We start from the raw sequence: 12,599 nt of genomic DNA, 5'->3' as shown, positions 1-12,599 counted from the left end.
TAGTAAACGAATGATAAAGCTCGGAAAAACTAAGATTTTTCTCAGTTATTTACAATAATTCTGAAAATTATATATTTTAAAAATTTTGTCAGGCTAATTAATTTGTATTTTAGCGCTAAATATTATTTATTCGAGGATTTTTGAAAAATCGTTTAAAACTTCAGACATATAAAGACCATGAGCTTTTAGATAAATATCGGGAAACTCTAAATATCGAATATTTTGGTGTATTATATAGCAGGTATATTCCTTTACAATATGGTCTTTGCCTTAAATATTTAAAAGATGAACATAAAGCCCAAGATGCAGTGATGCAACTGTTTGAAAATTTGCTTCCTAAAATTTTAAATTATAAGATAGATCATTTCAGATCATGGTTGTATAAGGTGTCAAAAAATTATTGTTTACAACAATTAAGAAAAGAAGGTATAGAAATAAATATAGATCATGCTATGGAAAATGTGCAATCTGAGGATGTTTGGGACTTATTGGATGAAAATAATGATGATAAAAAATATCAAATGTTAGAAAATTGTATATCCAGGCTACCTCAACCTCAAAAGACATCCATTGAAATGTTTTTTTTCAAAGATAAATCGTATAGGGATATTTGTGATGCTACTCAATACAGCTTGAAAAGTGTTAAAAGTTATATACAGAACGGTAAAAGAAATTTAAAGCTTTGTTTAGAAAAAAATCTTAAATGAAAAATTTACTTAACTATATAGGAGGTAGAAAAAGAGGTAAAGATGCCAGAGATATTGAAAGGCAATCCATGAAGGATGACTTTTTGAGAGAAGCTTTAGAGGGTTATGAAGAAGTTCAAGGAGACCCAAATAAGGATATTAAAAAGCTTGAAAGAAAAATTTTAGATAAAACGAATCCTCGAAAGAATATATTTCCAATTTATGTCGTAGCTGCCGGATTAGTTCTTCTAGTCAGTATAAGTATACTATATAAATTAACAAACGGTCAAAGAAAGGAAAGAAATTTAATCGCTTATGAAAAATCAGGAAGTAACGACAAGAATACGAATATTCCCTTTGCAATCAATGAATACAACAATAGTTCAAACAATGAAAAGAAGGATTTTTCCGATACTTTCAAAGTAAAATCACAAAATAAAAGTAAACCTTTGACTATCGTATCTAATCATACATTGAAACAAAAAATTGATCCTAAAGAATTTATTCGAAATATAGAACCGGAATCAATCGAAGAAGATACCGATACCTTTGAAAATAAATTTATTGCACACCGGGATATAAGCGCTGAACTCAGTCAAGAAAAAGTTGAGGAATCGTTATTATCTTTGAAAACAATGAATAGAGATTCCTCTCTTGAACCGGTAAAAAAACTCAACAAAACTGATCGAGAAATAAATCAGACTTATTTAAGAGATTCTTTAGTAAGTGACTCACAATCTAATGGTATTACCCATATAAGTTTAGAATCTGAGCCTACTATAGGAAGGGAAAATTTCAATGTCTATATCTATGAAAACCTTTCGGTTAAAAAAGAAAAATGCGATTCTAAAGAAGTTAAGATAGTTATTGGATTTACTGTAAGTAAAGAAGGCAGACCGAAGAAAATACACATTCTTCAATCCAATTGCGATAAATTAGCCAATAGAATCATTAAATTAATTAAATCGGGAAGCAATTGGACGGAAGGAGAAGGAATATATCGTTTTGTCAGATAACTTAATTATTTACTAAAATTAATTGGAGTTTCTAAATTTTTATAACTACTTAAATCGGCTTTTAAAGATCCAACGGCTAATTCAGCTTTAATTTGAATTGGAACATGATTTGAGTCATCGGTTACCCACATGGTTACACTTTCTTTCTCTTTAAAAACTCTTCCTGCAAGGACATAGGGTCTGATTTTTAAACATTTTACTTTTCCAAAACTTGAAGAGACTGTTTCTCTATTCAAAATTTTAAGTTTAAAATTTAGAGTTTCACCATCCATAAATATATTAAGATTAATATAATCCCCCGCTGTATAATTATCGGTATTCATATTTCTTAAATAATAAAATGCAGATAACATATCGTGCATTTCTCCCGTATAATTATAGGTTTTGGAATTATTGGATTTATTATTAGTATAAGTAATATTTTTATTCGTATGATCAATGACCATCGTTTGATCTCTTACATAAGAACCTTCGCGAATTTTACGTATAAATTTAGAAGAAAGCATAGTGGATTTATCTATATAAGTTTCATATAGGTCTTCCACTTTAAAAAATAATTTTACCGCACCGGTAGAATATCCTTTACCAACAACATGATAGTGAGTTTTCTCATTATAAGTTACCACATTTGTGGTAAAAGTAGCATATCCGGCATTTAAAAAACCATAATGAATCCTGTACTTTAAATATTCCCCGTCTTTAAATTGAGTAGAAGAGGGCGTTGAATAATCCGCTGATATAAATATAAAAAAGAATAAGAACGTAACTACTATCGTAAATAATTTTTTCATTCCAAATTTTTGGTTATTAGTTATAGCTCATAACATTTATTAAATAAAAGTAATTAATATAAAAATAGATTAAAATATCATAATTCTATCAAACTTATTGCCAAAAATTAAATAACAAAAGAGCAGGATTAAATTTTTTATTCGCTTATACTTATTACTTCTTCAATTTCGGGTACATGTTTTTTTATAGTTGATTCAATACCTAATTTTAATGTACTTTGATTAATTGAACAATCAGAGCATGCGCCGGTAAAGCTTACAAAAACCTTATTATCTTTGATTTCAATAAGTTTAACATCGCCGCCATCGGACATTAAAAAAGGACGAATTTCTTCTAATGCTTGATTTATTCTGTCTGTTAATGTATTCATTTGCATGTAAATAATAAAATTAATTGTTAGAACATCCCGCCATTGTTGTAATTCTTACCGCTTCTGAAGGTGGTAAATCTTCATTTCTTTTAACCAGGCTGCTTATCATATTTTTAGCCAAGTTCATATAAATTCCGGATACCATTTCATCTTCTTGCAAAACGGCCGGCCTTCCGTAATCAGAAGCCTCTCTGATGGATTGTATGATAGGAATTTCACCGAGGAAAGGAAGGTCCATAGACTCAGCTAATTTTTTAACACCTTTTTTTCCGAAAATATAATATTTATTATTCGGTAATTCTTTTGGCGTAAAATAAGCCATATTCTCAATTAAACCAAGAACAGGTACATTAATTTCCGGCATTTGGAACATAGCAACCCCCTTTTTTACATCCGTCAGGGCCACATGTTGCGGTGTACTAACTATTACGGATCCGGTTACGGGAACTTCCTGTACGATCGATAGATGTATATCTCCGGTTCCCGGAGGAAGGTCTATAAGAAGGAAATCTAATTCGCCCCAATTGGCATCATGAAGTAATTGGTGGATCGCTTTGGAAGCCATAGCTCCCCTCCAAATAACCGCTTGGTTCGCTCCTGCAAAAAATCCTAAAGAAAGAAGCTTTACTCCGTAACTTTCCACAGGTATAATTTTATTATTATCTGATAAAGGCTTTTCATTGGTAACATCAAACATGGTAGGAACCGAAGGTCCGTATATATCAGCATCCAATAAGCCCACTTTAAATCCCATTTTAACTAAGGCTGTCGCCAAGTTGGATGCAACGGTAGATTTTCCGACACCGCCTTTTCCTGATGCAACTGCTATTATATTTTTAATACCCGGAATAGCATTTCCTCTGGAATCCTTTTTTTCCGGTACTTCTACTGAAATATTCAATTTAAGCTGTACATCTTTTCCAAACTTTTGTTCAAAAGCTGTATGCATAGCTGTTTCCAATCTTTTCTTTTCATGTAGGGCAGGTGAATGAGAAAGCATATCGATTATAACGGTATCACCCATTATTTGTACATTCCTGACTAAGTCATCAACCTCTATTTCCTTCAAAAAGTTTTTAATTTCTTCTTTACTTGCCATCTTGTATTTTCTTAAAATAAAAAAGTATAATTCCTTTTTATTGTCTGTACAAATGTATTAATCTTTATGGATTTATGTATACTTTTTACTAAAGAAAATCTATAGTTGAATAGTTTAAATGAATCAAAGTATATTAAATTTTTAACTTGCCTGGTGAAGGGTATTCGGATTTAATTTGAGTTTAAGCTAAGATAAAAACTTATGTTGAGTAAAAATTTAATTTTTAATAAAAATTAATAGTTAGAAAAAAATGTAACTTTACCGAGGATAACCCATTCACTATGGAACTGAGAAGCGTACACGTTACAAGATACATTACCCCGTTGAGAGAAGGAGGTTCCTTACCTGCCTTGGCAGAAGCTGATGACGGGTTTAATTACGTGATCAAATTCAGGGGAGCAGGACACGGAACTAAGGCTTTAATATCTGAGTTAATTGGAGGGGAAATTGCAAGATTGTTAGGATTGAACATTCCTGAAATAGTATTTATCTATTTAGACGAAGCGTTTGGTCGTACGGAAGCTGATGAAGAAATACAAGATTTACTTAAAGCAAGTAGAGGTTTGAATTTAGGTTTACATTTTTTGTCAGGAGCGTTAACTTATGATCCGGTGGTTACAAAGGTTGATTCCTATCTAGCCTCAAAAATTGTATGGTTAGATGCGTTTTTAACTAATATTGACAGAACGATTAAAAATACGAATATGCTTATTTGGCATAAAGAATTATGGCTGATTGATATGGGAGCTTCCTTATATTTTCATCATTCTTGGATAAACTGGGAACGATTATCGGTTACACCTTTTGCCGAAATTAAAAACCATGTGTTATTACCTTTTGCCTCGCACCTCGAAGAAATTGATCAACAGTGCAAAGAACTAATAAGTTTAGAAAAAATCGGTGAAATAGTAAATTTAATACCCGATGATTGGTTAGATTGGAAAAATTCCGAAGAATCCATACAGGATATAAAAAATATTTATCAAAAATTCCTTTCTAAAAGATTAAATAATTCACAACTATTTATAAAAGAAGCTAATAATGCAAGAAAAACGATTATATGAATATTCCGTTATACGATTGGTGCCGAAAGTTGAAAGAGAAGAATTTATAAATGTGGGAATTATTTTGTTTTCAAAAGAAGCTAAATTTATCAAAGTCGAATATATAGTTGATCAAGAAAAAATAAAATGTTTTAGTAAAGATAATACTTTTGATATTGATTGTATTATAAATGCGTTGGAAGCATTTAAAAAAATTAGTATAGGAGATTCTTCAGGACGAGGCATAGCTGCTATGGGTATTGCAGAAAGATTTCGTTGGCTAACTTCTGAAAGAAGTACTATGATTCAAACATCCAGACCACATCCCGGGTTTTCTTCGGATCTTAATCAAACATTTTTAAAATTATTTAACGAATTGGTATTGTAAAACAAATTGCTTGTTATTACAAAGATCATTTTCGTTTATCTTTTCATTTAAAATTATATATAATTTTTACGCTGAAATTTAGCAATCATAGTAAGATAATTAGTTCTAATACGAATAATTGTTCTTTAGCTTTTTTTATTGTATTATATAATTTATACAATATTATATCATATTATCAATTAAGTTTATTGTTTTTTTATCCATATATAAGATTAATTTTTTAAAAAATTATATACAATCTTTATGGAATTTAGTAATTTAAGCATCTTTATTGTAATAAATTAACAATAGATATTTTATAATTTGAAATAAAATCATATGAAATCGATTTTTTTATTTTTAAGTTTTTGGATAATTCAAATAGGTATGGCACAAGTTATCAATTATGATAAAGAATGGAAGGAAATTGATATAGAAATGAAGAATGGAGAGTTTAAATCTTTACTTCCTAAAGTTAATCAACTATACATTCAGGCAAAAAAAGAAAATAATTCTTCGGAAATTATTAATTCCTTGATATATCAATATCTAATCTTATCTCAAACTCAAGAGGATAAAGATAATGATCCTTACAAACTTGTAATCCAAAATTTTGAAAAGGAAATGAATTCTTTTAAAGAGATTACTTTATCCTTAACAAAATCGATGTTAGCAAAAATTTATGAAGATTATTCAATTAGAACTCGTTGGGAAAGAAGAAATATTACAGAAACTGAATTTCATTCCAATGATATTAGCGATTGGTCCACTCAACAACTTATGCAAAAGAGTTTTTCCTTGTATAAAGAATCCATTAAAAATGACCAATTACTTAAGAAAGAAAAAACATTACTTTGGAAAAACATTTTAAATTCAGATGAAGATATAGAATTATATCCTACTTTATACGATATTTTAGTGTTTCGATATATCCATGCGTTAGAAAAAAACGACTTACCAAGCGAGTTTATTTTAACGCAGAATACAACAGATACCAAGGGGTCTTTGGATAAAAAGAATAAAGAAGAAGAAATTAACGGTCTTTATAAAGATTTATACGAATTTCACAAAAATGATTTGGATAAATCAGCTTTTCTAAACGGTAAATTAAAACAAATTGAAAATACTATTCATTCTTCTGAAACTTTGGAGAAGAAAGCAGCTTTAGTAGAGAATTTAGCAAATTCTTATCCGACTCAAAAATTTTCCGCCTATTTATATTACAAAGCTGCGAGTATGAATATGAATTCAAACAAAGAAAAAGCATATTCAATTTGTAAAAATGTTACCTATTCTGAAAATAATCCGTGGTCTATAAATTGTAAAAATCTTATCGAAGAAATTCAAAAAATATCCCTCAATGCCTCATTGGATGAAGTTCAATTACCAAATGAAAACATCCCGTTGATAATAGAAGCTACTAATATCAATAAAGTTTATTATCGAATTTTTCAGCTAAGTACGGATAATAATACGATGTTAAATTCGACTAATTCAGAATTTATATCCAATGGAATTTATTACATGGTAAATAAAAAACAGATCAGAAATGGTGTGTTGGAATGGAAATCGTTTTCAGATTTTAAGACTCATTCTACGTTAATTAAATTAGATGGCCTTTCCGAAGGAAATTATATGTTGGAATTGTCAACAAATTCATCATTTATACCCAATCAAGAATTAAATTCAGAGTTCAATGGAACCTTATACTTTATGGTCCATGACTGGAGTATTGTTAAATTAGGAAGATACGTAAATCCATTATTTCAATTATTAAATCGTAAAACGGGAAAGGTCTATCCAACTAAATCTATAACCGTATACAAAAAACAAAATAATAATATAGATTCGAAAAATTTACTTGAGCCCTATACCATTACAACCGACTCACACGGACTTTTTGATTTATCTAAACTCAGCTCAAAATTTGGAGATACTTATATATATATTCCTTCTTCAAATTCCTATATGAAACTTCCTTCAAGCATGTACAATGATGAAAGTGATGTAATTAAAAATGATATTCAAAAGATGAGTGCTTTTTTTACGGACAGATCAATCTATAGACCCGGACAAAAAGTTTTTTTTAAAGTAATACTTTATACTAAAGATAAGGATAAAACCTTAGTAGTAAAACAGCAAAAAGTGACTCTATCATTAAATAATGCGAATGGACAGGAAATTTCAACATTAAATTTAACTACAAATGATTACGGAAGTATATTTGGAGAGTTTATTCTGCCTCAAGAATGTTTGACAGGAAATTATTATATATCTTCCAATTTCAGTAATGATACTCATTATTTTTCAGTAGAAGAATACAAAAGACCAAAATTTGAAATCACATTTGATGATTTTTCAGGAAATTATAAACTAGATGAACAGGTGGTAAGTAAAGGTAAAGCATTATCATATAACGGATCGCCTGTTACTGATGCAAAAGTTATATACAGGGTTGAAAGAAAAGGTTTAGTACCTTTATATAGGATGTATTATCCCATGCCTTATTCAGATCAATCCGAAATAATAGCGCATGGAGAAGTAAATACAGATAAAGAGGGAGTTTTTGCAATTTCCTATCTCGCCAAGGCTAAAGATGTTAAAAAGGATAATGAATATAGATATTATACCTATATTTTAACCGTAGATGTTACAGATAATACCGGAGAAACCCAAACTAAAAAAACTAAAATTTCATTAGGAGATCTCCCTTTGCAACTAACCTTACATACACCGGATGTATCCACTCAAAAAGATTTTACTAAACTTATCATACAATCAACTAATTTAAATGAGGTAAAAGTATATGCTCAAGGGATTGTTAACCTATATAAATTAGAAGGTTCATCCAGAATACTTCTTCCAAATAAATTGGCAATCGTTCCTGAATATCAATTATACGATAAAGAAACATTTGTACGTTATTTTCCACATTTACCTTATGCTAAAGATGAGCAGGATCCGTTGGCATGGAAAAAAGAAAAAATAAATACCTATAAGTTTGATACTCAAATATCAGATACTCTTAATCTTTCTTCTCGATTATCTAAAGGATTTTATTTAGTGGAAGCTGAAACTGTATTGGGTACTGATACCGTTAAAACACAAAGAATTATTGAAATAAAAGATGATAAAACATTAAAATCATCAGATTATGAATATTTTAGTGTAAACGCCTCGCAATCATCATATCAGGTAGGAGAAAAAATTGAACTCAACTTTTTTTCTGATTTAAAAAATACAACAGCCGTTTTACATTTGGAAAGTAACGGGAAATGGATAGTTCACAAAGAAATACCCTTAGTTAAAGGTAGAGGAACCTATTCCTTTACGGCAACTAAGGATTTTATTAGTAATGGACTATTTGTTTTAACTTATTTGGTTAATGAAAATGGATATCAAGTAAAAAGCTTTCAAATTGAGGTTGTTGAAAAACCTAAAGACTTAAAAATTAAAACTGATGTATTTAGGAATAAGCTAAATCCGGGACAAAAAGAAACCTGGACTTTGACTATTAGCGGGAATGATAAAGATAAAATTGCTGCAGAAGTACTGGCTACAATGTACGATGAGTCTTTAGATCAATTTGCTCCAACTACTTACACATTCACTCCTTGGAAGTATTATACGTATGGGGTATTATATCAATCGGCTTCTACCATTGGTTATAATCTCATTTCAAATAGATTATCAGAAAAGTTACCTAATTTAATTTATAAAAATCCAAAAAAAGTTGATTTGAAGGATATATCCATAGGTTCTTTATATGATGGGGAAGTGGTAGCTACTTCTGCAATTGCCATTCCTAAAAACGCTGATTATATGCAATCCGATTCTAATTGGGAAAAAGGATTAACCGGAAGAAATAATAAGCAAAAGATAATAAATCAAAATACAGATGTTGAAAAGAATCTTTCTCAATTGAAATATCGTACGAATTTAGAAGAAACAGCATTCTTTTATCCTAATCTTTATACTGACGAGAAAGGTAATGTTACGTTTTCATTTACCTCACCTGAGGCTTTAACTCAATGGAAACTTCTTATTTTAGCTCACACCAAAGATTTACACACGGGAACAGCCGAATTTCATACACAAACTCAAAAAGATCTCATGGTAGTGCCTAATCTTCCCAGATATTTAAGAGAAGGAGATGAACTAACGATACGTACAAAAATTAATAATTTAACCGGAAAAAATATAACCGGAAATGCACGGCTTTTTCTTTTTGATGCATTTACTCAAAAATCGGTAGATGATACATTTAATAATTTATCCCCTGTTATACCTTTCAAAGCAGAACTGTCTAAAAATACCGAAGTAAGTTGGAAAATTAAAGTTCCAAAAAATATTCAAGCCGTCAGTTTCCGCATAGTTGCAAATGCAGGTAATTTTTCAGATGGAGAAGAAAGTGTACTTCCCATACTTTCCGATAGGGTATTAATCACCGAATCTGTACCTATCAACATAAAAGAAAATGAAACAAAAGAATATCATTTAGATAAGCTTAGTACTCATTCTTCAAAGTCGTTATCTCCATTAAGTTTAAATCTGGAGGTTGCTACTAACCCTGTATGGCTGGCTGTATTTACCATTCCTTATTTAAAGGAATATACCTATGAAAATTCGGAGCAAGTGTTTAGTCGTTTATATGGGAATGTATTGGCCTCTTTTATAGTAAATACCGTTCCGAATATTAAAAATGTATTAAATGATTGGAATTCTAAAGGGATCAACATATCCAATTTAGAAAAGAATCAAGAATTGAAAAATATACTATTAGAAGAAACCCCTTGGATACGTACCGGTGAAAATGAAACCGAAGAGAAAAAGAGAATCTCTTTGCTGTTTGATTTAAACCAAATGGCTCAAGAAAATGCGAAAGTTCTAGAGAAACTCAAAAACTTACAGAACCCTGATGGCGGTTTTGCTTGGTTTGAAGGAGGAAATTCCAATGCATATATAACTGATAATATTATTGCCGGAATAGGTCAACTCAGAAGAATGTTGGGCATTCAGTATTCAACGTATATACCGAATGATTTGGAACAGGTGATTAAAAAAGCTATTGCATATTCCGATCAAAACGCATTGGATTATATCCATAAAAATCAAATGGAAAAAACAGGAGAGGAGGGCGATTTACTACAGTATTATTATGTAAGAAGTTTTTGGAAAGATCGTTATCCATTACCGTTAGAAACAGAAAACTACAGTAAAGAGATTAACAGAAATTTTACAAAATATTTTAAAAAGTTAGATACACAAAATAAAGCGATGTTGGCCGTCACTTTGCATAGATTTGGATATACAACATCAGCGCAAACTGTGCTTCATAATTTGAAAGAAACATCGGTGAAATCAGAAACTACAGGTATGTATTGGAAAGATAATCTAGCCGGATGGTCCAGATACCAAACACCGATCGAATCTCAAACTAAAATTATAGAAGCCTTTGCAGAGGTGACTCCCCGAGATATTAATTCTGTAGAAGAAATGAAAATTTGGCTGCTAGGTAATAAACAGACTAATTCTTGGGGCTCTACGAAAGCTACAACTAATGCTTTGTATGCTTTATTGAATTTTGGAAAAGATTGGTCTGAAAGAGAAAAAAATGTGACCATTTTTAGCGGAAACAAGCAAATTTATCCATCAGTCGATGCTTCTTTAACTCAAACTACAGGATATTTTAAAAAAACATGGAATTCTGAGCAAATGAAATCGGAAATAGGAGATATAAAAATTGAAAAAACTTCTCCCGGTATAGCTTGGGGAGGATTATATTATCAATATATTGAAGATTTAGATAAAATAAATGATGCAGGAAATGCTATTAAAATTCAGAAAAAATTATTTAAAAAAACGGTATCTGATCAAGGTTTTATATTACAGGAAATTACGAGTAAAAATTATATATCCATCGGTGATGTAATTACTATAAGACTGATACTAAAAGCAGATCGTGATATGGATTTTATTCATATTAAAGATATGAGAGCTACAGGATTTGAACCAGTTAATATTTTTTCTTCATATAAATATCAAAATGGATTAAGTTATTATGAAAGTACTCGCGATTCATCTACTAATTTTTTCTTTGAACATATAAGAAAAGGAACATATGTGTTTGAATATGAGGTAATATCTACTAATAAAGGAGGATTTTCAAACGGGTTTACTTCAGTGCAATCCGTGTATGCGCCTGAAATGTCCGCTCATAGCGGTGTAGATTATATAACAATAAACTGAATTAAAATATTGAAATTTTAATTTAAATTTAAAAAAATATAAAAAACACATAAACTATTGTGTGTTTTTTATATTTGTGACGAAAAATAGAATCTATGAAAAAGTATTTTAGCCTAATCGTTATATATCAATTTTATTTTGTTTTTTCACAAATTTATAGTTCATTTACATTTGATTTAAAAGATGGAGATTTACTGTTTCAAGAATCCTATGCTAAAAATATGGATAGCGCGATCAAACAGGTTACTTCAGGCATAGAAAATTATAATTTCACCCATGTTGGAATGGTATATAAAGATTCTATTACAAAATCATTTTATGTAATTGAAGCAACTCATCCAAAAGTAAAAATTACACCGCTGGAAGAATTTTTAGTTCCAAAAAAATATGAAAATAAACCGCCCATTTCTGTTGTAGGAAGATTGAAAGCACCCTATCAAAAATTGATTCCACAAGCGATAAAAGAAGCTCAAAAATTAATAGGTAAAGAATACGATGACGCTTTTGATTTAACTAATGATCAATACTATTGTTCAGAGCTTATATATAAAATTTTGTATAAATCCAATGGTAATAAAGAAGTATTTCCTTTAAATGTAATGACATTTAAATCCTCCGAGACAGGAAAATTTATTCCGTATTGGGAAAGTCATTTTCAAAAATTAGGAATTCCTATTCCGGAAGGAGAATTAGGAATTAATCCGGGAGCTATGTCTAAATCTGATGTCATCGATATCGTTTATTATTGTAAACCCTAGATATCAATATGAGGTTTTACATACATCATTTATATGTTTTTTTATACCATTAAATTGTCAAATAATATAAATCTAAATTTTACATTAATTAATTAGCCCATTTCTCTTTAAAAATTATTCTAACGCTAGAAATAAAAATTGAATTAAAATTATTGTTATTTAATATTAAACTAATAAATATATTATTATTATTATTATTATTATAAATGTATTATCAAA

9 protein-coding genes are annotated in these 12,599 nt (G+C 29.7%); 6 read left to right on the top strand and 3 right to left on the bottom strand.

What is annotated here, in order from left to right:
• Positions 1-140 precede the first annotated feature (140 nt).
• Complete coding sequence (locus GFU93_RS03565) at positions 141-707, top strand: RNA polymerase sigma factor (RefSeq protein WP_160567339.1); 567 nt, start codon at positions 141-143, stop codon at positions 705-707.
• Positions 704-1,702, top strand: a complete 999-nt coding sequence (locus GFU93_RS03560; RefSeq protein WP_160567337.1) for a hypothetical protein — start codon at positions 704-706, stop codon at positions 1,700-1,702. The genes GFU93_RS03565 and GFU93_RS03560 overlap by 4 nt, the downstream gene beginning before the upstream one ends.
• Before the next feature lie 5 nt (positions 1,703-1,707).
• Here the strand turns inward: GFU93_RS03560 and GFU93_RS03555 are convergent, their stop codons facing one another.
• The 3 genes from GFU93_RS03555 to GFU93_RS03545 form a co-directional block, all read right to left on the bottom strand.
• Complete coding sequence (locus tag GFU93_RS03555; protein WP_160567335.1) at positions 1,708-2,493, bottom strand: DUF3108 domain-containing protein; 786 nt, start codon at positions 2,491-2,493, stop codon at positions 1,708-1,710.
• Between the two features lie 137 nt (positions 2,494-2,630).
• Entirely contained in the window at positions 2,631-2,870 is a 240-nt protein-coding gene (locus GFU93_RS03550; protein WP_105298136.1) for a NifU family protein, read from the bottom strand.
• Positions 2,871-2,883: 13 nt separating this feature from the next.
• The gene (locus GFU93_RS03545; protein WP_160567333.1) at positions 2,884-3,963 is read right to left on the bottom strand and encodes an Mrp/NBP35 family ATP-binding protein; all 1,080 of its coding nucleotides are present in this window, start codon (positions 3,961-3,963) and stop codon (positions 2,884-2,886) included.
• 281 nt (positions 3,964-4,244) lie between these two features.
• On the opposite strand from GFU93_RS03545, the gene GFU93_RS03540 reads away from it, so the two are divergent.
• The 4 genes from GFU93_RS03540 (at position 4,245) to GFU93_RS03525 (ending at position 12,380) form a co-directional block, all read left to right on the top strand.
• On the top strand, positions 4,245-5,027 hold the full coding sequence (locus tag GFU93_RS03540) for a HipA family kinase (RefSeq protein WP_160567331.1): 783 nt from the start codon (positions 4,245-4,247) through the stop codon (positions 5,025-5,027).
• A complete protein-coding gene (locus GFU93_RS03535) occupies positions 5,005-5,394 on the top strand; it encodes a DUF3037 domain-containing protein (protein WP_160567329.1) in 390 nt (129 codons plus the stop codon). The genes GFU93_RS03540 and GFU93_RS03535 overlap by 23 nt, the downstream gene beginning before the upstream one ends.
• A gap of 318 nt (positions 5,395-5,712) precedes the next feature.
• Positions 5,713-11,622: an alpha-2-macroglobulin gene (locus GFU93_RS03530; protein WP_160567327.1), complete on the top strand. Its 5,910-nt coding sequence runs from the start codon at positions 5,713-5,715 to the stop codon at positions 11,620-11,622.
• 95 nt (positions 11,623-11,717) lie between these two features.
• Positions 11,718-12,380, top strand: coding sequence for a YiiX/YebB-like N1pC/P60 family cysteine hydrolase (locus GFU93_RS03525; RefSeq protein WP_160567325.1), 663 nt, complete (start codon positions 11,718-11,720; stop codon positions 12,378-12,380).
• Positions 12,381-12,599: the final 219 nt, after the last annotated feature.

Source organism: Apibacter sp. B3546, assembly GCF_009827885.1.
In the GTDB taxonomy this organism is placed as follows: domain Bacteria; phylum Bacteroidota; class Bacteroidia; order Flavobacteriales; family Weeksellaceae; genus Apibacter.
The sequence above is the reverse complement of the archived record's forward strand: the minus strand, read 5'-3'. Positions and strand labels throughout refer to the sequence as shown.